At 49.6% G+C, this 24,856-nt stretch carries 19 protein-coding genes; 6 read left to right on the forward strand and 13 right to left on the reverse strand.

What is annotated here, in order from left to right:
• Nucleotides 1-510: 510 nt before the first annotated feature.
• From hemB to MJ611_RS04450, 4 genes are all read left to right on the forward strand, one after another.
• The gene (hemB, locus tag MJ611_RS04435) at nt 511-1,482 is read left to right on the forward strand and encodes a porphobilinogen synthase (RefSeq protein WP_250428302.1); all 972 of its coding nucleotides are present in this window, start codon (nt 511-513) and stop codon (nt 1,480-1,482) included.
• A gap of 211 nt (nt 1,483-1,693) precedes the next feature.
• Nucleotides 1,694-5,440 (forward strand): S8 family serine peptidase, encoded by a 3,747-nt coding sequence (locus MJ611_RS04440; protein WP_250428303.1) that lies wholly within the window; start codon nt 1,694-1,696, stop codon nt 5,438-5,440.
• 481 nt (nt 5,441-5,921) lie between these two features.
• Nucleotides 5,922-9,632, forward strand: a complete 3,711-nt coding sequence (locus MJ611_RS04445) for an Ig-like domain-containing protein (protein WP_250428304.1) — start codon at nt 5,922-5,924, stop codon at nt 9,630-9,632.
• 190 nt (nt 9,633-9,822) lie between these two features.
• Entirely contained in the window at nt 9,823-10,389 is a 567-nt protein-coding gene (locus tag MJ611_RS04450; RefSeq protein WP_250428305.1) for a hypothetical protein, read from the forward strand.
• A 74-nt stretch (nt 10,390-10,463) separates the two neighbouring features.
• On the opposite strand, the gene MJ611_RS04455 is transcribed toward MJ611_RS04450, so the two are convergent.
• The 5 genes from MJ611_RS04455 to MJ611_RS04475 form a co-directional block, all read right to left on the reverse strand.
• Nucleotides 10,464-13,007 carry a DUF5916 domain-containing protein gene (locus MJ611_RS04455; protein ID WP_250428306.1) on the reverse strand — a complete coding sequence of 848 codons (2,544 nt, stop codon included), beginning with the start codon at nt 13,005-13,007 and terminating at the stop codon, nt 10,464-10,466.
• 229 nt (nt 13,008-13,236) lie between these two features.
• Nucleotides 13,237-13,617, reverse strand: a complete 381-nt coding sequence (locus MJ611_RS04460) for a co-chaperone GroES (protein WP_250428307.1) — start codon at nt 13,615-13,617, stop codon at nt 13,237-13,239.
• 18 nt (nt 13,618-13,635) lie between these two features.
• Nucleotides 13,636-14,163 carry a hypothetical protein gene (locus MJ611_RS04465; RefSeq protein ID WP_250428308.1) on the reverse strand — a complete coding sequence of 176 codons (528 nt, stop codon included), beginning with the start codon at nt 14,161-14,163 and terminating at the stop codon, nt 13,636-13,638.
• A 112-nt stretch (nt 14,164-14,275) separates the two neighbouring features.
• Nucleotides 14,276-15,475, reverse strand: a complete 1,200-nt coding sequence (locus tag MJ611_RS04470) for a homogentisate 1,2-dioxygenase (protein WP_250428309.1) — start codon at nt 15,473-15,475, stop codon at nt 14,276-14,278.
• Nucleotides 15,476-15,557: 82 nt separating this feature from the next.
• Nucleotides 15,558-17,243, reverse strand: coding sequence for a S41 family peptidase (locus tag MJ611_RS04475; RefSeq protein WP_250428310.1), 1,686 nt, complete (start codon nt 17,241-17,243; stop codon nt 15,558-15,560).
• A gap of 301 nt (nt 17,244-17,544) precedes the next feature.
• On the opposite strand from MJ611_RS04475, the gene ruvX reads away from it, so the two are divergent.
• The gene (ruvX, locus tag MJ611_RS04480) at nt 17,545-17,961 is read left to right on the forward strand and encodes a Holliday junction resolvase RuvX (RefSeq protein ID WP_250428311.1); all 417 of its coding nucleotides are present in this window, start codon (nt 17,545-17,547) and stop codon (nt 17,959-17,961) included.
• Nucleotides 17,958-18,527, forward strand: a complete 570-nt coding sequence (gene def, locus MJ611_RS04485) for a peptide deformylase (RefSeq protein ID WP_250428312.1) — start codon at nt 17,958-17,960, stop codon at nt 18,525-18,527. Before ruvX ends, def begins: the two co-directional genes overlap by 4 nt.
• An 88-nt stretch (nt 18,528-18,615) precedes the next feature.
• Here def and MJ611_RS04490 read toward each other — a convergent pair whose 3' ends face one another.
• From MJ611_RS04490 to MJ611_RS04525, 8 genes are all read right to left on the reverse strand, one after another.
• Entirely contained in the window at nt 18,616-19,131 is a 516-nt protein-coding gene (locus tag MJ611_RS04490) for a VOC family protein (protein ID WP_250428313.1), read from the reverse strand.
• 122 nt (nt 19,132-19,253) lie between these two features.
• Nucleotides 19,254-19,787 (reverse strand): nuclear transport factor 2 family protein, encoded by a 534-nt coding sequence (locus tag MJ611_RS04495; RefSeq protein WP_250428314.1) that lies wholly within the window; start codon nt 19,785-19,787, stop codon nt 19,254-19,256.
• Nucleotides 19,788-20,063: 276 nt separating this feature from the next.
• Nucleotides 20,064-21,110: a patatin-like phospholipase family protein gene (locus tag MJ611_RS04500; RefSeq protein ID WP_250428315.1), complete on the reverse strand. Its 1,047-nt coding sequence runs from the start codon at nt 21,108-21,110 to the stop codon at nt 20,064-20,066.
• Between the two features lie 93 nt (nt 21,111-21,203).
• Nucleotides 21,204-21,758, reverse strand: a complete 555-nt coding sequence (locus MJ611_RS04505; RefSeq protein WP_250428316.1) for a hypothetical protein — start codon at nt 21,756-21,758, stop codon at nt 21,204-21,206.
• Between the two features lie 70 nt (nt 21,759-21,828).
• Nucleotides 21,829-22,737 (reverse strand): tetratricopeptide repeat protein, encoded by a 909-nt coding sequence (locus tag MJ611_RS04510; RefSeq protein ID WP_250428317.1) that lies wholly within the window; start codon nt 22,735-22,737, stop codon nt 21,829-21,831.
• A 198-nt stretch (nt 22,738-22,935) separates the two neighbouring features.
• Nucleotides 22,936-23,073, reverse strand: a complete 138-nt coding sequence (locus tag MJ611_RS04515) for a DUF421 domain-containing protein (protein WP_250428318.1) — start codon at nt 23,071-23,073, stop codon at nt 22,936-22,938.
• A 23-nt stretch (nt 23,074-23,096) separates the two neighbouring features.
• Nucleotides 23,097-23,480, reverse strand: a complete 384-nt coding sequence (locus MJ611_RS04520) for a DUF421 domain-containing protein (RefSeq protein WP_250428319.1) — start codon at nt 23,478-23,480, stop codon at nt 23,097-23,099.
• A gap of 55 nt (nt 23,481-23,535) precedes the next feature.
• Nucleotides 23,536-24,777, reverse strand: coding sequence for a DUF2254 domain-containing protein (locus tag MJ611_RS04525; RefSeq protein ID WP_250428320.1), 1,242 nt, complete (start codon nt 24,775-24,777; stop codon nt 23,536-23,538).
• Between the last annotated feature and the right edge of the window lie 79 nt (nt 24,778-24,856).

The raw sequence follows: 24,856 nt of genomic DNA on the forward strand, positions 1-24,856 counted from the left end.
TCATGGCAGAAGAATAAACACACCCCTGCCTCTCTCAAGAGGGGAATCTCTGCCACTGAGATACGTCAAGTATAAGTTTCATAGCTGCTGGTAAAGCGCGGACAAGTCGCGACCTGTCCCTACACTGGTGCCAGTTGCATAGCCAGAAGCTAAGCAGTGTCGTTTCCAGTCCTTGTGTTGGGCGCCTATGCGAGTTTTTCCGGTGCCTGCAAGGCATTGCGACGCAGGAGCAAAGGAAAAGCTCCCAGCGCTTAACCCGAGGACGAGGCCCCGCGGCCGTGAGCGCACCAAAAGTAGCTATGAAACTATAGGCAAGTAAGACTGAGGAAAACAAGAAGCTACGAAGCAAAGGCTTGCCAGCCACAAGTATAAACTCCAGCAATGGCAAACATCAATCAAACCAATGCTTATCGAAGAATAAAACCTAAAACTAATTCCTATTTCCCACCCTTTCACCGTACCTTTGCAGCAACTTGATTTTGAACAATTTCTGTAACAAGATTTATACTTATGATCAGAAGACCAAGACGCAATCGCCAGACTGAGGCGATCCGAAATATGGTGCAGGAAACAAGCCTGAGCACCCACGATTTTATTTACCCGCTTTTCATTATTGAAGGTCAGAACCAACGTGTAGAGGTAAGCTCTATGCCGGGCATCAACCGTTTTTCCATCGATACTGCTCTAGAAGAAGTAGCAGCCTGCGTGGAGTCGGGCGTGAAAGCCTTTGCTCCTTTCCCAAGTATAAATGAGCGCCTGAAAGACAAGTATGCCACCGAGAGCCACAACCCGGAAGGCCTGTTCCCAACGCTTATCCGCGAGATCAAGCGCAACTTCCCGGATGTAGCCCTGGTTACCGATGTAGCCATGGACCCGTACAGCTCCGATGGCCACGATGGTATTGTGATCAACGGTGAGATCATCAACGATGAGACCTTGGAGGTATTAGGCAAAATGGCCCTGACGCAGGCACAAGCCGGAGCTGACATTGTTGCTCCGTCTGATATGATGGACGGCCGTGTGGGCCATATTCGCAAGGTATTGGATGAGAACGGCTTCCATAAGGTGGCCATCATGTCGTACACGGCCAAGTATGCCAGCGCGTTCTACGGCCCGTTCCGCGACGCATTGGATTCTGCTCCGAAAGCCGGTGACAAAAAGACCTACCAGATGAACTATGCCAACAGCCGCGAAGCTTTGATTGAGGCCGAACTGGACACCTTGGAAGGCGCCGATTACCTGATGGTGAAACCTGCCCTATCGTACCTGGACGTGATCAAACTACTGCGCGAGAACTCGCACCTGCCAATTGCAGCCTATAACGTAAGCGGAGAGTACGCCATGGTGAAAGCCGCTGCTCAAAAAGGCTGGATAGACGGTGAGAAAATCATGCTAGAAACACTGACAAGTATAAAACGTGCCGGTGCCGACATCATCCTTTCCTACTTCGCTAAAGAATTTGCCCAGTACCTAAGGAAATAGCAAAACCAATTGTTAAATTTCGAAAGCGCATCAGCACGAACTGATGCGCTTTTTTGTTTTCGTTTCTCTTGCCCTGCTTAACGGCAACATAAGTCATCCTCTTGAATAAGAGCTCAAACTTTTAATTACCGCAGGTCAGCAGAAACCACTTTGCCATTAGTACACTTTTAGTTAACTTTATTAAGTATACATCTACCCTTTTGCAAATATTATGAGAGGATTAAGCCTTTGGTTGGCTGCTTTTGCGATGGCAGCGACTACAACGGGCTACGCGCAGCGCGGCACTACCCCTATCCGTACCAATACAGTGGCGCTGGAGCGCATTTCCGCAGCAGCAGAGAAAGACTATAAGGCCAACCGGGCACAGGCGCTTGCTTTAGCGAAAAAGTATAACTGGGTTGTAGAGAAAACTTACAAGGATGGCACACACATCTCGCTGCAGGGACTCGACGCCAAAGGCTTACCGATCTACTACATTACCTATAACAACACACGCGCGGCTGCAACCACCAAAACCGACCAGCTCTGGGCGGGGGGCTCGCTGGGCCTGAACCTGAGTGGCTCCGGCAGTTCAGTTGCCGAGAAGATGGGTATCTGGGACGGCGGGCGCATCCGGGAAACGCACCAGGAGCTTAGGGGCCGCGTGGAGCTGAAAGACAATGCCTCTAAAGTGAACGAGCATGCCACCCACGTAGCCGGCACCATGATAGCCAGCGGCGTAAATGCCCTCGCAAAAGGCATGGCCTTCGGCACCAAAAAGCTGATGGCCTACGACTTCAACAACGATGGCTCCGAAATGGCTGCCGCTGCTCAGAACCTGATCATATCCAACCACTCGTATGGTTCTATTGCCGGGTGGCGCTACAACTCCGACCGCAAAGGCACCAAGGAAGACCCGTACTGGGAGTGGTGGGGTGATAGCGAGATCAGCGACTCAGAAGACTACAAGTTTGGCTATTATGACGGCACCGCCTCTACCTGGGACAAGATCGCTTATAACGCGCCTTACTACCTGATCGTGAAATCGGCGGGCAACAACCGCGCGGAGACCGGTCCGAAGGTAGGCGAGCCATACTACAAACGTAACAAGAACGGCAGCTTTGAGCTGGTAAACGCCCGCCCATCCAAAATCAGCAGCAACGAAGCGTACGATGTGATCTCTACCTACGGCACGGCCAAGAATATTTTGACGGTAGGCGGTGTGATGCCCATCGAGGGAGGTTACAACCAACCGTCTGATGTGGCTATTTCCATCTTCAGCAGCTTTGGGCCAACTGATGATGGCCGTATCAAGCCGGACGTAGTGGGTAATGGCGTATCGGTGCTCTCCTCCACAAGCGACAGCGACCGCGCCTACAAGACGCTGAACGGCACCTCCATGGCTGCACCAAACGTTTCCGGCACACTGCTTTTGCTGCAGGAGCACTATGCCAACCTGAACAACGGAAACCTGATGCGCGCTGCAACGCTTAAAGGGCTCGCCATCCATACCGCCGACGAGGCCGGCACAGCTCCCGGCCCTGACTACATCTATGGCTGGGGTCTGCTGAATGCCGAGAAAGCTGCACGGGTGATCTCCAATACTGATAAAACGCACCTGATGCAGGAGAATGCACTGGCACAGGGGCAGAATTATACGCTGGATGTAGTTGCTTCAGGAGCAGGCCCGCTGGTAGTTACCATCTCCTGGACTGATCCGGAGGCTGCGGCTTTGCCTTTAGACAAAGACGCCCTTAACAACCGTACCCCGCGCCTGGTAAATGACCTGGACCTGCGCATTACAAACCGCTTTGCCACGCACATGCCCTGGGTTCTTAACCCGGCAAGCCCGAACGCTGCTGCCACCCGGGGCGATAACCGCCTGGACAACGTAGAACAGATCACCATACCCAATGCGGTACCCGGCGAAACCTACCGGATCACGGTTGGCCACAAGGGTACGCTTAGCAAAGGTCCGCAGGCTTACTCACTGCTGGTAAGCGGAGCGGGCGGGAAAGCTTACTGCACCAGCTCCGCCACTTCCGACGAAGGTGCCCGCATTACAAGTATAACATTAGGCTCCTATGCGCCAGCGCTTCAGGCAGAAGATTGCACCACCCTGCGCGACCTAACCGGCACCCCGGTCATCTTTGAGCCAGGTCAATCGCAAACCCTTACGCTGGAGACAGGCACGTGCGGCGCTAATTCTGTCAAAGCAGCCAAAGCATTTGCCGATTGGAACCGCGACGGCGATTTTGCCGATGCTGGAGAAAGTATAACCCTGAACGGCACGGGTACTTTTACCGGTACCATTACTGCCCCAGCCTCTCTGGCGGTTGGCACAAAAGTGCGCCTGCGTATTGTGCTGCAGGAAACCAGCAGTGCTACCAACATCAGCGCCTGCGGTACTTATACCCGAGGCGAAACGCAGGAGCACCTGATCCAGATCAACAAGCCACAGAAAGATGTTGGTATTATCAGTGTAACGCCACTAGGTGGCTCGCTTTGCGCTACACCGGCTCAAAGCTTAATGGTAAGACTCCGCAACTATGGCTCATCTACACAGACACTGTTCCCTGTTACCATCAGCGTGCGCCGAAACGGTACAGAAATAGCCCAGCTAAGCGGTACGTATACCGGCAAACTCGCTCCGTTTACTGAAGGCGACCTGCTGCTGGATGGTAGCTTTGCCACAGAAGCTGGCGCCATTTACGAAGTAATTGCCATATCAGGGTTACAAAATGATGCCGTGGAGAGCAACAACCGTGTAAGCCGTACGCTTACCATCAGCGGCAACGTAGCCGCACCACAGGCTGCTGCGTTCCGCTGCGGCACCGGCTCTAACTATACCCTGACGGGCAGCGGCGAAGGCAGCATTTTCTGGTATACCTCTGCTGACGCCTCGACACCGGTGGCTGCCGGCAACCAGACCGTAGCCCCGATCAAAAATGCGGGCACAACACTCTACGCTGGCCTCAACGACTTTACAGGCACCGTCGGCCCGAGCAGCAAGTCGTTTGCAAGCGGTGGTGGCTACAACCAGTTTACACCGGATGTAACTGTTACCGCCAAAGCACCTATGCTGATCGAGAGTGCCCGCCTGTACATTGGCCACAAAGGCAAGATCACGTTCACGGTTTATAGTTCGGAGGGCGCACCTGTTTCTTCCAGAACACTGAACGTAACGGCTACCCGTACAACTCCTGCACCGGGCGTGCAGCCAAACGACCCGAACGATCAGGGCCAGGTATACTACCTGGGGCTGGAGCTTCCGGAGGCAGGCGACTATAACATTGCCATCTCCTATGCTGACAGCGCCACCATCTTCCGGAACAACGAAGGAGTGAAAGGATACCCTTTTGAGATACCGAATGTATTTGCCATTACCGGCAACACTGCCACCGCATCAAACGGCGTAGGTCCTGAAGACTACTACTATTACTTCTACGACATGAAGCTGCGCGCCCTAGGTTGCAAGAGCGAGCGTGTGGCCGTGCAGGTGCAAAGCGGCACGCCAATCGCTACGCCCGCTGTATCGCGCGTAGGCAAAGACCTGGTTTCTTCGGCAGCGGATGGTAATCAGTGGTACCTGAATGGCAGACCGATTAACGGCGCCACCGGTAAAACCTTTACCCCTGCCGAAGCGGGCAACTACAGCGTGTTGGTACTGAAAGACGGCTGTATTTCTGACATGTCGAACACGTATAACTTCTTCTACCCTGCTTACGACGGGGAGTTGGTATCGCCAAACCCAAGTGGTGGCTTGTTCCGGGTAAGGCTGGAAGCGAGCAGGCAGGAAAAACTCAGTTTTGAAGTAACTGATATGCTGGGCAACCTGATCCTGAAAGATGAAATAGAGCAGTACAACGGCAACTTTGATGGGGAAATTGACTTGTCCTCTTACGCTTCCGGCGTATACATCCTGCGGCTGTGGCACGGCGATGAGCTGCACACCCGAAAACTGGTACTTCAACACTAAGACCTAACCTAAAGAGCCCCGGCAACAACCGGGGCTCTTTGATTATACAACTTTCAGAGTTACCCTAAGTGGTACAATAAGGAAAACTTGGCTTCAGATTTCTGATACTATTTTTCCAAAAAAACTATTTTTAGTCCCTTTTTCCGAGAATACAAGGTTTTATTTCGCAAGCTTAAAGCAGTTGCAAAACCATTAAACAGCAACTTCTTCCCTTCCCCGAACGCCCACCTTCTGAAGTATTGACTAGCAACCACAATATCTTCACACAAACAAATCCTTTAGCTACCAAAAAACCACTCAATACAGTACAAAAATTTAATACGTAGGTATAAACCCAGCCGTAAAAAAAGTATGTTCTGGTCGCTCACCTGTAACTGCTCATCTATAAGATCAGCGTTCTAGCGTGAGAAGTTCGCGTTCCAGCGATCCCGTTGCTGCCTTTTGCTTTTCTTTAGCCCGTGCTCTATTCCTTTTTGCAACAATGAGCAATTTACGCTTCCTCAATTTGCCGAAAACTACTTTCCTTTTTCCTTTTTTATTGCTGTTGGCCTGGCAGGTCAGTGCCCAAACCACGCTTGTACCTTTTGGCTCGAGCTGGAAATACCTTGATAACGGCTCCAACCAGGGGACGGCCTGGCGAGCCACTACGTTTAATGATGCGAGCTGGAAGACAGGCAACGGACTTTTCGGCTACGGCCTGAGTGGGGTAAACACCATCGTCAGTTATGGACCTAATGCTAAGAAGAAATACATTACCACCTACTTCAGGAAAAGTATAACAATTGCTGACGTATCGGCTTATTCTTCTTTTACCGCTGGTGTGAAGAGAGACGACGGGGTGGTGGTGTACGTTAATGGCACGGAAGTATACCGCAACAACATGCCTACCGGCACCATCACTTACAGAACTTTAGCCTCGGGCTCTTCCGGCGGTGACGACGGCGCAACTCCTATCCCGTTTACCATTCCTGCCACTGCATTTACCAGCGGCACAAACGTAGTGGCTGTAGAGATTCACCAGTATAACGTTTCCAGCTCCGATATAGCTTTTGATCTGGAACTGGTGGGTAATACTGCGCCAGTCAACAAACCGCCAGTTGTAAGTATAAGCAGCCCATCTAACGGATCCAGCTTTACTCTGAGCCAAACCATCAACATCACAGCTACGGCCAGTGATCCTGAGGGTGCTTTAACAGAGGTGGAGTTCTTTGCCAATAGCGTTAGCCTGGGCAAAGATAACACCAGTCTTTACAGTGTTTCCTGGGCTCCGACAAGTACTGGCTCCTATAGCCTTACCGCCAAAGCAACAGACGCAGCAGGAGCTGCAACTACATCTTCAGCTATAAATGTGACTATTACCGCGGCGCCAGTGAACTACAGTCTTCAGATATACACAGCAGGTAGCGGCACGGTTACAAAGAGCCCTGATCAGAGTACGTATCTATCCGGCAGCACCGTCACACTGACAGCAACGCCAGCTTCCGGCTACACCTTTTCTAGTTGGAGTGGAGATGCATCGGGTAACACGAACCCGCTGTCTGTGACCATGACCAGCAACAAGAGCATCACTGCCACTTTCACACAGCTGGATCAAACCCCTCCGACCGTTAGCAGCATCAACCGGCAGAGCCCTACAACTGAAATCACAACGGCCACCACCGTGATCTACAGGGCTACCTTCTCAGAAAAGGTAACAGGCGTGGATGCGGCAGACTTTACGGCTACTACCATCTCAGGCACCGTGAAGGGAACCGTGACTGGCGCAACAGCTGTAGGTACCACCGGCACGTCGTACGATATAACCGTTGGCTCCATCACAGGCACCGGCACCCTGCGCCTTGACCTGAAGAGCAGCGGCACCGGCATTGCCGATGTGGTAGGTAACGCCATACAGACAGGATACACCAGTGGACAGAGCTATACTATACAGCAGGGAACTCCTTCTACCGTTACCGTAATCCCATACCAGTCCTCCTGGAAATACTTGGACAATGGTACCGACCAGGGCACAGCTTGGCGTTCCACTACTTTTGATGATGCGGGCTGGAAAACTGGCAACGGAAAGCTTGGTTATGGCATACCGGATGCTACAACTGTTGTAAGCTATGGCCCAAATGCCAGCAATAAATACATCACCACCTACTTCAGAAAAGCCATCACGATAGCTGACGCTTCAATCTTTACTTCTTATGCCGGTAACGTAAAGCGAGATGATGGGGTGGTGGTATATGTAAACGGCACAGAAGTATACCGCAACAATATGCCTACCGGCACCATCACTTACAGAACCTTAGCTTCGGGCTCTTCCGGCGGTGATGACGGAGCGACTCCTATTCCGTTTACTATACCTGTCACTGCATTTACCAGCGGCACAAACGTAGTGGCTGTAGAGATTCACCAGTATAGCGTTTCCAGTTCCGACATAGCTTTTGACTTGGAATTGGTGGGTAAAACCGGTTCCAGTGCAGCCCTGCTGACACGTGGCCCTTATTTACAGATGGGAAGCCAGTCTGCAGTAACGCTGCGCTGGAGAACCGATATACCCACTGATTCGAAAATAGAAGCAGGAACTACCTTAGGTACTTATACTTTATCGGCTACAAATCCAGCGGTTACGACCGAGCATGAAGTGAGAATTACAGGCTTAGCAGCGAACACAAAATACTATTACCAGTTTGGCAGTTCCTCCCAGGTGTTACAAAGTGGCAGCAGTAATTATTTTAAAACAGCCCCTGCCGGTAACTCTACCTCCAAGGTTAAAGTCGCTTTCTTTGGAGATACCGGAACTGACCCGGAGGACATTGCGATCCAAACGAATACACTGAATGCTTACCTGAATTATACCGGAAGTAACCCAGCAGAACTTCTACTCTTAACCGGTGATTTAGCCGAACCCAATGGTACGGATGATGATTATCAGAAAAAGTACTTCAATTTTTATGGCCAGAGCCTTTTAAAAAATCACATCGCATTTCCTGCACCAGGCAATCACGAGTACCAGGGGAGTCCATCATCAGGTACGACGGCACCCTATTTCGGTATCTTTACAATGCCTACTGCAGGCGAATCCGGAGGCGTCGCCTCCGGTACGGAAGCATATTATTCCTTTGATTGGGGGAACATCCACTTTATAAGCCTGGACGCTTATGGTGTAGCGCTATCGGATAATACCAGGCTTTATGATACCACGGGCGTGCAGGCAAAATGGCTAAAGCAAGATTTAGAGGCAACTAACAAGAAATGGGTAATTGCATACTTTCATCGTCCGCCTTACACCATGGGTACCCATAATTCAGATACAGAAAGCGAGTTGGTAAAAATCCGACAGAACCTCGCTCCTATTCTGGATCGGTACGGAGTGGATCTGGTGGTATCCGGCCACAGCCACAACTATGAACGTTCCTACCTGTTAAACGGCTACTATGGCAACGAAGCCTCTTTCAATATTGCGACCCACACCAAAAGCAATTCCAGCGCCAAATATGACGGCAGTGCAAACTCCTGCCCATACGTAACTACATCCGGAGCAAAGAACCACGGAACCGTGTATGTGGTAGCAGGATCATCCGGCGCGATTGGCACCGTACAGTCAGGGTATCCGCACAATGCCTTGCCTTTTGCGGTAAATGATGGAGGCATGCTATACTTAGAGGTGGAAGACAACCGGCTGGATGGCAAAATGATTCGTCAGAATGGCACCGTGTTCGACAGGTTTACCATTATGCAGGATGTAAACCGCACGACCAATCTGACAACTGCACCTGGTGGTACCGTAGAGCTTACGGCCTCCTGGGTAGGTACCTACAGGTGGTCGACCGGTGAAACGACGCGCAGCATTACCGTAAGCCCGTCCAGTACAACTGTATATCAGGTAACAGATGATGCCGGTTGCCTGACAGATGTGTTCAATGTAAATACAACACTAGCCACTTCCGGTGGAGAAGATAGTCTAACCGGCTTGCTTAAAGTATACCCTACGCTGGTGAAAAAAGGAGCGGCTATCACCGTCAGTACCAACACCCCGGGTATAATCGAAATCTTTGTTTCAGACATCATGGGCAACGTACTTTATACTTCGAAATTTACCGGCTCCACGTCTATACAGACCATGAACTTACCGAAGGGCATCTACTTTATCAGCTTGTCTGGCAAGAGCCGGTTTAAAAAACACAAGTTCCTGTTAACTGACTGATCATCCATACTTGATTATAGCAAAGACACACAATTACTTGGGTAGCTTTAAACAGGGCTACTCCTGTAACTGTAGAGTGGTATAAGAACATGCTCCAGTTGCCTTTGCTTTGCGGGTAGAGTTTAGCGCCGACTGGCCTGTTTTGTTTATCCAGGTTGAGCTGCCTATCTTCAGCAGTATAACTTACTCCATGAGAAACTTCCTGTTATTATTCGGGCTGTTATACTGCCTTGCCTCCTGCAGCAGAACGCCACAGGCAAGCCAGCAGCAATATACGCTCAGCAAGCCTCAGCAATCGTTTTACCTAAGTCTGAACGCCTTGTGCGGCAAAAGCTTCAGCGGCAAAGCCGTTTACCCAACCGACGACACCAATCCCTTTGCCGGCAAAATGCTTGTTATGCATGTGCAGGCCTGCTCCGACTCTACCATCCGCATACCGTTTGCAGTGGGAGAAGATAAATCCCGCACCTGGGTTATCCGGAAGACAAAGGATGGCCTGCAGCTCAAACACGACCACCGGCATGAAGACGGCACCCCCGATAAAATAACCAACTATGGCGGCACCGCACTGGCAACCGACAATAAGCTGGAGCAGCGCTTTCCGGCAGATGCAGAAACAGCCGCCCTCATTGCCATGGCTGCCACCAACGAGTGGACGCTCGCCTTCAGCCCCGATGGCAAAACCTTCAGCTATATACTTAAGCGCGACAACCAGCTCCGTTTCCGGGCAGACTTCGACCTGACGCAGCCGCTGTAGCTTATACTTGGCAAGTATAAACACAAAAGCCGGAGCTATACTTGCTCCGGCTTTTTGGTTGAATGATTTGTCAGTTAAGCTTTTGTAAATCGCTTCTTCAGCGTCAGGTAATCAATATAGTAAAGCAGCTTTACCGAAATGCTGTTGTTCTGTGGCGAAGAAATGGTGTTGGAGAAGTTATCCAGATAACGCGGCACCACGACATCTTTGCTTTCATGAATGGCGTTCTTCCAGACAATGCTGATCTCGCTGCCCGGCGCAAACCACCACGAGTACACCATATCAATGTTAAAGACATTGAAGTTGATGTTGTGGTTTTTGTCTTTATACTTTCCATTGTAGCCGTTCGGGTAAGAATCCGGGCTCAGGTGGCCATCGGTAGCCAGGCGGTAGTACTGGTTATACTCTGCCTTAGACCAGTAGTGACGCGCGCGCAGCGACAAGCTCATCCGGTTGTTAAAACTATAGCTTGACGTAAGCGAACTAGAGGTTGCGTTTACATCGCGCAGGCCAAATATAACCAGCTGCTCCTCCTTTTTGTCTCCATTCTCGTCAAACTTAAACTGGTTGGCAAAGCCCATATCATCCAGGCGCAGGTCGCGGGTAAAGTTATAGACAAACATGAGCTTGTCGTTTACCCGATAACGCGGAGCAATAGTATAACTGTAGTTAGAACGGCTGTTCTCATCAAACCAGCGGTAACTGCCTCTCAGGTCAAGAGCAAACTTTTTTCGGTAATCAGAGGAGATATAGCCGCCGGCGCTATAGTTCGTCGGGAAAGTATAGTACCATCCATCTACGCGGGGTTCAAAAAAATCATACGTTGTAACCGGCTCCAGATTGAAGTTCAGCCCTAAGCTCAGGAAATTCTTGGTTGTAGCGTTCACCTGTCCATAAACCACAAAGTTCTGAAAGGTATCAGGCTTATAACGGCGGGCATAAACAGCTCCCAGGCTGGTATACATGTTCAGGAACTTCCAGAAAGGCTGGTAGAAGTTGTAGTTGAACTGCAGGTTCTCCTCCATGGAGTTATCAACGAAGTTAATGCCCAGGTCGTTCGGATCATACGTGTCGGAGATAAGCGTGTGCGAAGCATAAACCTGGAAGTTCCCGCTCATTTTGCTAAGGCCGATACGGTAAGTATGGCCAAGGTCTGCGCTGTCGGCTACGTACTTCTGGCTTAAAGCTGCCTTGCCCTCTATGGCGTAGGTATTTGTTTTATCTACCAACCTGAACAACATGGCTGTGAGGTTTGCATCGTAGGTGCTTCCCTGCCGCATTACGTTGTTGTTTAGCAAGGTAATGTACGAGTTGTTCTTCAGCGACTGATCAAAGACGGTGATGTTATAGTTGGTGAGTGGCTGCGTCTGCATTTTGAACCTGTTGCCCAAAGTGTCTTCCACGGTTGCATACTGGCGGCCCACTACCGCATTGAACACACCAACACCCAGACCTGAGTCAGTACGCCCCGATACTTTGGTACCGTTCAGCATTTTGGTTTCTATGGGGTTATCGATGATCCTGATGCCAAGCTTCTCTTCGTCATCGCCGGTGAGCATGTTTACAGGCCGGCCTCCTATCCGGCGGGAGTATAAGAAATCTCCTTTGTTAAACAGCTCGGTACCTTCCATAAAAAATGGCCGGTTCTCGTTGTACTGCACTTCAAACGGCGACAAATTAAGCACCTGGTTATCAGACTGCACCTGGCTGAAGTCCGGGATCAGCGTCATGTCCAGCGTAAAGGCGTCGTTAATGCCATACTTCACATCCATGCCGCCACCAAAGTTGTAGTCGCTTCTGTAGTTAACATTATCACTGCTCTCGCTTATCTGGGGTATACTTTCAGCATAGGCCGAGATGTACGGCGTGAAAGACAAACGCAAAGGAGCTTCTATGTTCTTCAGTCCTTTGAGCTTGCCCCACTGGTTGGCGAAACCGTCTTTGGCCGGATCAACGTGGTTCCAGAAATAGCCTTGCTTGGTAGACTGGCGGTTGCGCATAAAGTTAAGGCCCCACAACTGCTCCGGCTTGCTGCTGAAGCGGATGGCTGAATACGGTATCCTGAACTCGGCGACCCAGTTGGTGCCCTGGATAGTGGCGTTGCTTTCCCAGACGGCATTCCAGCTCCAGTCTTCTCCGTTAGATGAATAACGCGCATCGAGCTGCACACCCGCAGGCGTCGTAAAAAAACCGAAACCATTCAGCTGGTCGTTGTAGGTATCCAGGAAAACACCGAAGAAATCGGTATTACCTAAATCGTCGCGCTGCCCTAACTGCCTGAAAATACTATCCTGCGACACATCGTGCATCACGGCGCCTACATAAATGGCTTCATCATCGTATAGGATGCGAACCTCTGTTGGGTGCACTTCGGGGGGGCCCGGATTGGGCCTGTTCTGAATGAAGTTGGTAGCCACCTGCGCCTGTTGCCAGATCGCCTCATCCAGTACACCATCTACTTTAGGCGGTTCAGTAATGCGCAGCGCTTCCAACTGCTTTGGGGCAGCCGGCGCTTTTTGTTGTGGCTGCGACTGTGCACGAACGCTGCTGCTGACAAAAGAGCAACAACACAGCAGGCACAAAAACATGTAAACGGAGGTAAGTAATGATTTCTTCATAGTTTGGTAGCGGTAATGGGAATAGTAGCAGCTGCAGCTTGTAGTTGAAAGATGGTGAAGGCAATAGTATGGTTGCTTGGGTATAACAAAAAATTTTCAGCAGGTGACAGACACTTCCCGGAAGCTTTAAAAATCGCAACCTTACCAGCTGCAAAAATAGAAAAAGCCTCCCGCATAAACTATGGCAGGAGGCTTTTTAACACAAGTTTAACTCGAAATCAGATAAATTTTAAAGGTCTTCCTCTCGCACCAGCATCAGCACTGCCGATTGCGGCACAATGAAGTATTTTTCGCCAAGGTAATTGATCTCGATGGCGTCGCGCTGCAGGTAAATGGCCAGGTCGCCTTCTTTTGCCTGAAGCGGAATGTAGCGCACGGCCTCTTCCTCGCCCTGCTCCCACGGCTCTTCGTCAAAGCCATAGTCGGCAGGAATCGGGTAACCGGGGCCCACTTTCATAATGTAGCCTTCCTGTACTTTTTCTTTTTCCTGCACGCCCGGTGGCAGGTAAAGGCCGCTCTTGGTCTGCTCCCGCGATGATTTAGGCTTGATCAGCACGCGGTCACCAACTATAATGATCTTCTCCAGCTTGTTCTTGTCTGAAACTCTCATCGGTAAAGTATCCATATATTAAATAGGGTCCGCTGTTACTTTAAAACGCATGGCCGCCTTAATTGATATATCGTTGGAAAGCGGTTTGCCAATGGTGGCTTTTGTTCTGACTGAGTAGCTCTCGCCTTTGATGTAGTTGTCCAGCTTTGCGTTTGTTGACTTGAGGGTGATGGTGTTCACGTTCTGTGGTATTTCGTCGAGGTACGCGATTCTGGTTTCCTCGCCTTTATCGTTGCTCAGGTAGATCTCGACCTTACGCAGAAAATTAAAGTTCTCGCCGGCAGGGTCGGTGATGGTGAGCGTGAGCTTGTTGAGGCTGACATCTTTTACCAGTTCCGCACGGGTCTTGTTGTTTTTGAACGTCTCCTCCGAATTGGTCGTGACATTTACCGGTGTCAGGGGAACTAACATACCTACCGGAAAGGCAGAATCTATCTTGATCATTTCCTCCTCGTCGATGTAGAACGTGAGCAGGTCGTCGATCTTTTCGCAGGAGATGCTAACGAAAGCCACCAGGGCCAGCAATGAAAAAAGTATACTTTTCATAAATAAGGGTATAGTATAAAGGATGTTCTTAAAACTAAACAAGGAGGGAAACCTGTGGGTCCCTCCTTGCCAGTCAGCATTTTGAGCTGCAAAGGTATGATAATAAGGCTGCTTAATCAAACATATCTGCCGAGCGCGGGGTGTCCGGCTTGTTCTCGTTCCAGCTCATCGGGTAATTCTTGTCCATATACCCCAGCGCGTCTTCTGTCAGGTACAGCGGCTTAAAGGTGTCGATCATCACGGCATACTCGTGCGTTTCGGCCTTGCCTATACTTGCCTCCACGGTACCCGGGTGCGGCCCGTGCGGAATGCCGCCCGGGTGAACGGTAAAGGAAGCGCGGTCCACGCCTTTGCGCGACATAAAATCACCGGCTACATAGTAGAGCACCTCATCCGAATCTACGTTGGAGTGGTTGTACGGTGCCGGAATAGCCAGCGGGTGGTAATCGAACAGGCGCGGCACAAACGAGCAGATCACGAAGTTATGCCCTTCGAAGGTCTGGTGCACCGGAGGTGGCTGGTGGATGCGGCCTGTTATCGGCTCAAAATCATAGATAGAAAAGGCGTACGGATAAAAGTAGCCATCCCAGCCTACCACATCAAACGGGCTGAACTGGTAATAATACTGGTGCAGCATGCCGTCTTTTTTGATCTGCACCAGGTGCTCGCCGCCTTCCTGGTACTCAATCAGCTCGTGTGGCGCACGGATGTCGCGCTCGCAGAACGGCGCATGCTCCAGCAGCTGGCCGAAGTGGTTGCGGTAGCGGCGCGGCGTCTCGATCGGGCTGAACGATTCGGTGATCAGCAAACGGACCGGGCCGTCGTTAAATTTAAACTGGTGGATGATGGTGCGCGGAATCACGATGTAATCGCCTTCGCGGAACTCCAGGCGGCCCATCTGCGACAGCAGCACCCCGCTGCCTTCGTGCACAAACACCACCTCATCTGCCTGCGCATTTTTGTAGTAGTAATTCATCTGGTGCTCAGATGGGTTGCAGATGCTGATGGTCACATCGCTGTTGAGCATCATCGTTTTGCGGGCGTTCAGGTAATCGGTACCGGAAGTTTTCACATCCAGCGTGCGCAGGTGGTGCGGTGCCAGCTTTACGCCTTCTGCAATTTTGGGTGCATAGGGCACAGGCTCCCCGATGCGGCTGATGCGCGTTGGCGGATTGATGTGATACAGCAACGACGATACGCCGCTAAAACCAAGGGTACCAACCAGCTGCTCTGCATACAGGCTGCCGTCCGGTTGCCTGTACTGCGTGTGCCTTTTCTGGGGGATATTGCCTAATCTATGGTAATATGCCATTTCCTGAAGTTTATACTTATACTTATGTTAGATACTGCCCCGAACAGAGCAGTATAAAGTTACAAGAAAATAAGATACTTGCTTACACCCCGCCTTTTGCCAGCTTCTGCGCTTTGTTAAACTGCTTCAGGGCTGCCTGGAACTCCTCGTCTGACTCGTGCAGCACCGGGAAGAAACCATTGTTGCCGTACGCACTGCGGGCGATAAAGGCTTTCAGGTTATTGCGAAGCAGATTGCGGGAACGCTGGAACTGCTCTTCGTTGTGCGTTACGCCTGCTGCTGTTGCCAGCTTCACCACGTCTTTCAGCATCTTGTCTGTCACGTCGAAAGACTTGTTGTAGCGCTCAAACGACATTTTTTCCAGTTCCTTGCGGTGGTCGCGGTAGTAGTTCAGGGCGTACTCCCGGATTACGTTCTTGCTGTAGAGCTGGCTCAGGTATTCGGAAAGCTCAGTGGTATCGCGGGCTACGAACACATCGGGCATGATGCCGCCACCGCCATATACGATGCGGCCACGGCTGGTTTTATACTTCAGCGAGTCTACAAACAAGCTGCTGTCCGGGTGGAAGTACTCGCCCCGCTCGAGCCGTTTGAGCATGTCCTGCTGGTATTCTTCGGTACCGGCTACGTAGGGCTTCTGGATGGAGCGGCCGCTTGGGGTATAGTAGCGGGAGATGGTAAGACGCAGCTCAGAGCCATCGTTCAGCGGAATAGGCATTTGCACCAGCCCTTTTCCAAAAGAGCGGCGGCCCACGATCAGGGCACGGTCGTTGTCCTGCAGGGCGCCTGCCACAATCTCGGAGGCTGACGCACTGCCCTCGTCCACCAGCACGATCACCGATCCATTCTCGAACTCGCCACGGGTGCGGGCAAATGTTTTGGAATCATACTTGTTGCCTTTGCCGTCGGTGTACACAATAAGCTTATCGCCGGCTATAAATTCATCGGCCATGCGGGTGGCGTGGTCCATGTAACCGCCGGGGTTGCCGCGCAGATCCAGTATCAGCTGGTGCATGCCTTTCTTCTTCAGGTCCATCAGCGCCTGGTGAAACTCTTCGAAGGTATCGGCCGCAAAACGGCTCACTTTGATGTAACCGGTGTTGTGGTTGACCATGTAATGCACATCCACGGACACAGTTGGGATCTTGCTGCGCTGAATGGCAAAGTTGAGCGGCTTTTTAGTGCCTGTGCGCTGAATGGTCAGGTTAACTTTGGTGCCTTTGGGGCCACGAAGGCGCTTGAACACGCCTTCGTTCGTGATCTTGATACCGGCAACATTTTCGCCGTCTACCTTCAGTATTTTATCGCCTGCCTGTATGCCTGCTGCCTCCGAAGGACCTCCGCTCAGCGGCGTGATCACATAGATCGTATCGTTAAAAATATTGAACTCCACCCCAATGCCTTCAAAATCGCCTTCGAGGTACGAGCGGGCCATGGCCAGTTCATCGGCCGGAATGTAAGAAGTATGCGGGTCCAGCTTCTCGAGCATTTTGGTGATGGCGTAGTCCGATAGCTCTTCTATGTTAACTGTATCCACGTAGTCGCGGTCGATGTAGCTGAGGATGTCGCGGAACTTAAGATAACCTTTGGCGGTGCTTTGCGGGTTGGTGGTGGATGGCGAAAATGTATTGGCCCCGATCAGTACGCCTACGGTCAGTGCCATGGCAATAAACAGCGGCAGCCTTACCTGAAACAGCGAATTTCCCTGTTTCTGGTCCTGGGGCTTATTCTCTTCCCCTTGTGGTGTGTGGTTTACTTCTTCGCTCATCACTTTATAAATACGGTTAAAGATAAAGGGAAGTGGCTTGTTTCGTATAACCTCTTCTCAAAAATTTATACTTTTTATACGTTGCCTGCACCTGTGAGAGGCTTTCTGCGGGGCTCCATACTCACTTACTAAACAGGCAGGCAGGCTCTATTCGTTCTATTGCCAAGTATAATCTAAATTAAATGCTATACACCCTCAGCAGGCTCTGTTGCAGTCAGCTTAATTTAAATAAATCCGCTACCTTTGCAGTAGTATTAAATGCCTGTTTCTTTTACAGGGAACACAGGCAAGCATCAGGCCAATGGGAAGAATTATTGCAATCGATTACGGGAACAAACGGGTAGGTATTGCCGCAACGGATACGCTGCAGATGATTGCCAATCCGCTGGAAACCGTTCATGCCAAAGATGTGTTGTCTTTCCTGAAAAGTTATGTGCAGCGCGAGCCGGTAGACGCTTTTGTAGTGGGCATGCCACGCAGGCTTTCAGGGGAGGCATCCGACGCCACGCCACACGTAATCGGGTTTGTGCGTAAGCTGCAAAAGGAATTTCCGGATATGCCGGTGCACACCGTAGACGAGCGCTTTACCTCCAAAATGGCGCAACAGGCCATGCTGGCCGGCGGACTTAAAAAGAAAGACCGCCAGGACAAAGGCACCGTAGACCGCGTAAGTGCGGCCATTATTTTACAATCGTATTTAGAAAGCAGAAGCATATGATTTATCCAATTACTGCCTACGGAGATCCGGTTCTGAAGGAGCCGGCACAGGATATCCCGAAGGATTTTCCGGAGCTGAAAGAGCTTATTGAAGACATGTTCACGACCATGTACCACGCGCACGGCGTAGGGCTGGCCGCTCCGCAGATCAGCAAGAGCATCCGCCTGTTCGTGATCGATTCAGAGCCGATGATGGACGACGAGGACGAGGGCAAAGGCGTGAAGAAAGCCTTCATTAACCCGGAGATAATCGAAGAAGACGGCGATGAGTGGGGCTTTGAAGAAGGCTGCCTGAGCATACCGGGCGTGCGCGAAGTAGTATACCGCCCGGAGCGCATCGTGATCCGCTACTTCGACGAAGACTGGAACGAGCACACTGATACCTACGACGGCATGACGGCCCGTGTGATCCAGCACGAGTACGACCACATTGAAGGCATCCTGTTCACCGACCACCTGTCCGGACTGAAAAAGCGCCTGATCAAGAACAAGCTTACCAAGATCTCGAAAGGCGAGGTAGACGCAGACTATAAAATGCGCTTCCCGTTACTGGCCAAGAAACGCTAAGTATCGCCTCCTAAAGTATAAAAGCCGCCTGCTGTACGTATAGCAGGCGGCTTTTTCTTTGGAGCCCTTTCAAAAGTGATTGGTCAATTTATACCTGATGCAGCGCAACTCCTTCGTATGCCTGCTGCAGGGTTTTGATATCGATCTTTTTCATCTGAAACAGTGCTTTAAGCACCCGCTGCGCCTTTGCTGTATCATCGCTCTGTAGCATATCGGTCAGGGCCGAAGGAACCACCTGCCACGATACGCCGAACCTGTCCTTCAGCCAACCGCACTGCTGCGCTTCTTCATCGCCGCCGGCCGAAAGCTTTTCCCAGTAGTAATCTATTTCTTCCTGGCTGTCGCAATCGATAATAAACGAAACCGCCTCTGTAAACCTGAACTCCGGCCCTCCATTCAGCGCCACGAACTTCTGCCCTTCTATCCGGAATTCGATGGTCATGACGGCGCCTTCCGGCATCTTATGGAACTCCTGTCCTTCTTTGGTATAGCGGGTCCTGCGTAAAACTTCCGAATCTTTGAAGATGGAAGTATAAAATGCTACCGCTTCCTCGGCTTGCCTGTTAAACCAGAGGTTTGTTGTGATCTTTTGTTTTGCTTTCATGCGTGTATGGTTATTTGGTTACTGCAAATTACCAGATACCCATGAATTTAGGGGGTGTAGAAGGCGACAACCTTGGGGGCATTTGCGACAAAATAAGAGCGGCAGTTTTACCAAATGTATAGCTACAGTGCCTTGTTTATTTTCTCGATGTCATCGTTTTTTGGAATGAAATTCCAGGAGAACATGTCGATCACCCACTTGCCGTTCTCATGCCGTGCGTGGCTGATGTTCCGGAGCATCATCTTCTCGCTAAGATCAGGGAAAAGGTATTGATCAATAATTATGGCGGATGGTCCGTTGATCATTATCTCCCGTTTTGAAATTTTATAATCCGGAATAGTTGTAGCAGAATCGTTGAACAGCTTTTGCTCGTAATCTCTTAACTCGTCAAACGTTAATATTTCATTCGGGTCAGTACCCAGGTAAATGCCATCCTTAGCCATATGCTTGTCGACAAAGGCAATGTCCTTCTTCTTGAATAAGCTATGCAGTTCGTCAGCCAATGCGTTCAGATCCTGCCTGGCCTTTGCCGTGTCCACTGCCGCCTGGGTGTCAGGCGCCTGATTACCTGTTGAAGTTTGATCTGATGTTTTTTCGGGACTATTGCAAGCCAGCAGAAACATCATTGCAATGATAGGAAGTAGAAGCTTTCTCATATTTTCTTTGCTTTTCGGTTCTAGATAGAATGCGTTTCATACTTTGGTTAAGTAACAAATAATTGCATCTAACTTAGAATAAGTTACGACAATACAAGTTGATTTGGTTCATTTTAATACGCTGTTACTGAAAATCATACGCGAAATGTAATGCAGCTCTCGCACAGTAAGGAAGTTGAAGTAAAGTATGGAGCAACTTTGAGACAGGCTACTGAGAAACTGGAAATATCCCTCTATTATACCTTGCGGGATAAGAGGGCTAAAAGAGAGCTTGCGTTATTTGTTGAAGCCAGGCTCACTACAGCTTGCAGAGAGGAACTTTGCCGTGTATTCCCTGCCGCTCTGCATTAAGTTCTCCTTTTCCTCCTTCGACATCTTCCGTACCCTGGGAGTGATTCCTACCGAAGAAACAGAGATCGTTCTTGCCCAATCTGCATCGGTCAGTTCATTGCGGTTCAGGTTTTCGATTACAATCACGTATAGTGCCGACATGTAATCACGAAAATTATGTATCTCCAGCGGCACCAACTCTCTGGAAGAGGCATCGTTCCGGATCTGCAGATCCGAATCTATTCTCACGCCTATGGTCTGGGGATTCGGCACCCTGTGCGTCTTGTTAGCTGCATCTATTGCAATGCTATCAAACATCATGATCGGGAAGTTTCCGATGATACCTCCATCCACTACTACATCGAGGTTTTTGCTTTTGTCCGGCTTTTTGTAAACCGTACCGGCACTGTCTATCAGCACAGCCCTGAAGTATAAAGGGATGGAGATGGAAGCCCTGACAGCATCCTTTACTTTCATGTGTGGGTACGTCTCTTTTGAGAAGACTACCAGCTTCTGTTGATTTAAAGATGTCGCCGTAATGTACAGGTCTTTGTACCCGCTGGCGCTGAGCTCCTGAAAGGTGATGTCGGGGTTGCCTGTTTTCTCTGCAATGATCTTGGCTGTCCAGTCCGTGAACCGGTCTCCGCGGTACCAGCCGAAGTACTTGTTCATCCGCGCAAAGCCACCCACAAACATAAAGCGGCCGTCGTTAAACTTCCTGAACTGTGTGGAGGAGATCAGATTGCCTATCTCTTCGGAAGTATACCCCAGCGACACCATCATGGCCGTGATTGCCCCGGCAGAGGTACCCCCTACCTTTTGTATGTTCGCTAGTACCTTGTGTTTCTCTAGCTCATCCAGAACACCAGCATAGGCAATCCCCCGAATTCCGGCACCTTCAAAGGCCAGGTTCCTTATATCGCAACGCTGCTGTGCATATGCCTTGCATGATAACAGGCATAGGAGGAGAGCGATTTTGGTGATGTGCCACATAGGTGTTGGTTGTAGGTATAACGGACCCGTATTAACAGCGTGCAAGGCCGTTGGCCGTAGCATGATGTTTATAAAATGTTCGGCAAAGCATTTTTAATGTTCACTATCCTTCAATGCTTTTTCATGGCCACTTAAAATATGGTTGTAAAAGCTCTTGTCTAGTCCTTTTAACTTATGCAGCTGAGTCGGAATAGAATGTTGTGGATGTGGCCCGCTGAATAGGAAATAGAAAAATGATTCTATCTCCTTTGGTTGCCTTACCTTTAAAATTTGGTAAGTCAAGTCCACGTTCTCCAAAACAAGAGGCTCCAAGTTGTGCTGAAGTTGACTAACTGCGTCGGCTTCCCATTCTCCGTTTATGCCTATGTTTATTGCCTTCTTGAGTATCTCTTTCTTTGATATTTTGTCAAGTGCGTAAAATCTAGAAATATAGTCAGGCGATTTTTCATACAGCGGCCCTGGTTTATCACCTACATAATCAAATGTCCTTTTGAACGTCCCAAAGTCGCTTGGAAATAGGTTGAAGTAAAGAACCTGGTTTTCTTTAGTATCAGCACTTTTTAGGCTGTTGAATGATGACTCCAGCTTTTGAGTGCTAAAGCCTTGGAAAAGTAAAGTTACTGACAAGAACAGTAAGAGAGATTTCATATTATATATTTTGTCCAACGTATTTGGCTTTGCCGTGGCGTAGCTACGGTAAAGGTGTGGTTGTGGTAAGTTATCTTCTCAATCTGTTGTACAGTTTATAGTAGTATTGAGCAGTTGTTGAATCGTTATTCTTTTCATGCGCCAATGCTATATTTTTAAGTTGTACTGCTATGTATGCAGAATCATTGAAGTAGGTCAGCTTATACTCTGCGGACTTCTTGAAATATTCTATTGCCTTTTCATAATCTTGCTTTCCAAAGTAAGCCCCTCCTATAGAACTAAGAGCGTTTGTATACCTTTGCTTGTCATTGTTTCGCTTATAATAGCTTAACAGCTTTTCTGCACCCTGAATAGCTGTTTCATACTGACCGAGGTGTAGGTTTAGCCACACATAGGCAGATGTTGCTGTCATGATTAAGGAAGAATCGCCAGAGGATAAGCCATACTCCGCAATCTCTTTTAACTGCTCTGTTGCCTGCTCGTAATCTTGCTGCGTGGTTAGCAGTTCTACAAGGATTACTTTTGCCTGATACATAGAACTACTGTCTACTTCTGGTTCTGCTGTATAGCTCCTTAGAGCCTCTTTTATGGAATCGAGGGCTAAACTTTCCCTGTTTGTTTCCTGATAGACAAGAGCAAGGTTCTGATGAATGGCGGCACTTGGTGAATTTAGCTTTTTAGCTAAAGCTAATGACTTCTTTAGGTAACTCTCTGCCTCTCTGTATTGCTTTGTGTTTAAATAGACAAGCCCAAGCCTATTATAAGCGTCAGCAAGACTAAAGCTTTGAGGAAATTTTTTCTCTGCAATCTGAACCAGCTCTATTGCAATGGGCAGTGCTTTATTATATTCCTCATTTGCAGTGTGCCGCCTGTACAGCTCAGTTTTCTCCTCCCACTCTTCATCAGGCGTTTCTTCTCCTACTGAGTTGCAGCCAAGGAAAACCCAGATAAAGCATAGGAAATAAAAACTTCTCATCATAACTTTTATTTACCACAACTAGTTGCTAAACGGAAGTCTATTTGGCTTATCTGTCAAAAACGACAGATAAGCCAAATAACTACGTCCTAATATACAATATTTCCTATTCTTCGTACACGGCAAGTATGGCTACAAAATCAAGGACCATACTTCTGCTGGAAACAGGGCTCCTGCAAAGATCCATCCCCTTTATCTGCTTCACCTCTCCGGCTTATCCACATTTTGCAGCACCGAGCTTTCTTTGCTTTGCAGGTCACGGATTACGCTGATGCTGCCTTCGGTCTCCAGGATAACGGCACCTACATCTTCTACCGAGCTTATGCCTTGGTTGCGCATAGCGGCCAGTATCTCTTCTTTTGTTATGCGCTCGGCTCTTTTGTTATGCGCTCGGCTTTCATAGTCTCCCACAAAAAAGTGCCCTGGTAGAAAAGCAGCACAGGCGTAGCTTTTACCATGCGGTTTAGCTTTTTAGACCGCACAGAGCCCCAGGTGATCACAAACTGCAGTAAGATCAGCAGACCAAAGGCCACTATCCCATCCAGGAGTGCGACATCTTTGTTCAGCAGAATAGTTGCCAGCGTGGAGCCAAAGGCTACCGTGATGATAAAGTCAAAGGAGTTCATTTTGGAAAGTGTTCTCTTGCCTGAAACCCGTAACTGGATCACGAGCACCAGGTAAGCCAGTACGCCTATAATGAGCGTCCGGAGAATACTTTCCCAACTGTCAAAGAATAGTTTGTCCATAGGTAGTAAATTCAGGGGCGGCTGCAGCACAAGTATAGGCTACACCTAAAGCCGCTTAGGGTACATTATCAGCAATGGCTGTATCTACTTTCTGCAGCATCTGCCGGATAGTGGCTGTGTCTTTTGGAGAGATGCTCTGGCGCTGCAACTGTTGCAATACCTGCTGCAGTGCCACCCTTAATGTACGGTCGTCGTGGCCATAGTCCCAGATGGGCAACATTGTCTGTTCAAAAATATCCTGGAATGAATGCTCGCGTGTGATCACCCGCACTACACCTTCGCTGTCTTGAAACGAAACTACAGGAAAATGGCTGAGCCGATACGACAGCAACTCGGCTAAGGCATGCAGGCTAAGCACCGCTGTACCCGGATCGTTTATACCAGGGCTCAGCGCCTTTAGCGCCACCTCTGTCAGCTGCTTAAAACCATAAAAAGAACTCTTCTCGATCGGCTCACCATCATGGAAATCGATCAGCGCATGCAGTTGCTCCTGCTGCTCGTCGGTCAGGCCTTTTAATGTCTCTATTTCTGCCACAGAAGTCCCTTGCAGCACAAAAGTGCCCGTAGCGTGGCTAAAGCGCAATAACCAGTTCCGGTCTTTGCACAACTGTACCACCCCCTGCTTACTGAACCCCTGAAAATAACCAGATTCAGTTGCTTTTACAGTATAAACCTTACCCGATGGACCGGGCGCCACCAACACACTTCCCTTCTCCTGACACTGCCGCCCGAGCTCATACTTTGTTTTCTGGTAAATGCGCCTGATGATGGTCTCATACTTTACCGACTGCGTGACATAATGCAGGAAATAGATAAACAGAAAAATATCCAGGATGGTAAGCAGAATGAGCAGGTATACGCTGAGCGCCGGCACCATTATACCTGTATCAATGTCGCGGATGGTGCTGAGGAGGAACAGCGCGTACACAATAGTACCGATATAAAAACCCAGCACCCACTGCTGGAAACGATTCCCGATCATGCTGTCGAGCACGCGGTTGCTCATGTTGGAAGCCGCCTGGTTCAGCAGGATCATCACCATCGAAAAACTGAAAACGGTAAGTGACAGAATACCGGCCGCGATGGTAGCAGCAATGGTACGGGCCGTACTGGCATCCCGCAGGCTGATAAAGTCCAGGCGGCTTTTGATAGCCTTACCCAGCGGCGAAAAATCGATGTAAAGCAAGACGTAAGACAGCACCAGAAAGCAGAGGGCGATGATGGCCGGATAAAAAGCAATGCTGTTTATCACGTCAGAGTATACCTGTCGAACTCGCTTTAGTAATCTGGCTTTCATCAAGTATAGCTGGTTTCTTTTATTCCTACGGTGAAACCGGAAGATCGCTACAAATCCAGCTAAACCCACTTATACTTCC

Origin of the sequence: Pontibacter ruber (assembly GCF_023630205.1) — a bacterium.
Taxonomy (GTDB): Bacteria; Bacteroidota; Bacteroidia; order Cytophagales; family Hymenobacteraceae; genus Pontibacter; species Pontibacter ruber.

Coding starts and splice junctions, on each gene's coding strand:
- MJ611_RS04525 (WP_250428320.1), bottom strand. CDS start 24,777: ATGAAAGCCAGATTACTAAAGCGAGTTCGACAGGTATACTCTGACGTG.
- MJ611_RS04495 (WP_250428314.1), bottom strand. CDS start 19,787: ATGAGAAAGCTTCTACTTCCTATCATTGCAATGATGTTTCTGCTGGCT.
- MJ611_RS04520 (WP_250428319.1), bottom strand. CDS start 23,480: ATGGACAAACTATTCTTTGACAGTTGGGAAAGTATTCTCCGGACGCTC.
- MJ611_RS04465 (WP_250428308.1), bottom strand. CDS start 14,163: ATGAAAAGTATACTTTTTTCATTGCTGGCCCTGGTGGCTTTCGTTAGC.
- ruvX (WP_250428311.1), top strand. CDS start 17,545: ATGGGAAGAATTATTGCAATCGATTACGGGAACAAACGGGTAGGTATT.
- MJ611_RS04445 (WP_250428304.1), top strand. CDS start 5,922: ATGAGCAATTTACGCTTCCTCAATTTGCCGAAAACTACTTTCCTTTTT.
- MJ611_RS04440 (WP_250428303.1), top strand. CDS start 1,694: ATGAGAGGATTAAGCCTTTGGTTGGCTGCTTTTGCGATGGCAGCGACT.
- MJ611_RS04490 (WP_250428313.1), bottom strand. CDS start 19,131: ATGAAAGCAAAACAAAAGATCACAACAAACCTCTGGTTTAACAGGCAA.
- MJ611_RS04460 (WP_250428307.1), bottom strand. CDS start 13,617: ATGAGAGTTTCAGACAAGAACAAGCTGGAGAAGATCATTATAGTTGGT.
- MJ611_RS04450 (WP_250428305.1), top strand. CDS start 9,823: ATGAGAAACTTCCTGTTATTATTCGGGCTGTTATACTGCCTTGCCTCC.
- MJ611_RS04475 (WP_250428310.1), bottom strand. CDS start 17,243: ATGAGCGAAGAAGTAAACCACACACCACAAGGGGAAGAGAATAAGCCC.
- MJ611_RS04515 (WP_250428318.1), bottom strand. CDS start 23,073: ATGCGCAACCAAGGCATAAGCTCGGTAGAAGATGTAGGTGCCGTTATC.
- MJ611_RS04505 (WP_250428316.1), bottom strand. CDS start 21,758: ATGAAATCTCTCTTACTGTTCTTGTCAGTAACTTTACTTTTCCAAGGC.
- MJ611_RS04510 (WP_250428317.1), bottom strand. CDS start 22,737: ATGATGAGAAGTTTTTATTTCCTATGCTTTATCTGGGTTTTCCTTGGC.
- MJ611_RS04470 (WP_250428309.1), bottom strand. CDS start 15,475: ATGGCATATTACCATAGATTAGGCAATATCCCCCAGAAAAGGCACACG.
- MJ611_RS04455 (WP_250428306.1), bottom strand. CDS start 13,007: ATGAAGAAATCATTACTTACCTCCGTTTACATGTTTTTGTGCCTGCTG.
- hemB (WP_250428302.1), top strand. CDS start 511: ATGATCAGAAGACCAAGACGCAATCGCCAGACTGAGGCGATCCGAAAT.
- MJ611_RS04500 (WP_250428315.1), bottom strand. CDS start 21,110: ATGTGGCACATCACCAAAATCGCTCTCCTCCTATGCCTGTTATCATGC.
- def (WP_250428312.1), top strand. CDS start 17,958: ATGATTTATCCAATTACTGCCTACGGAGATCCGGTTCTGAAGGAGCCG.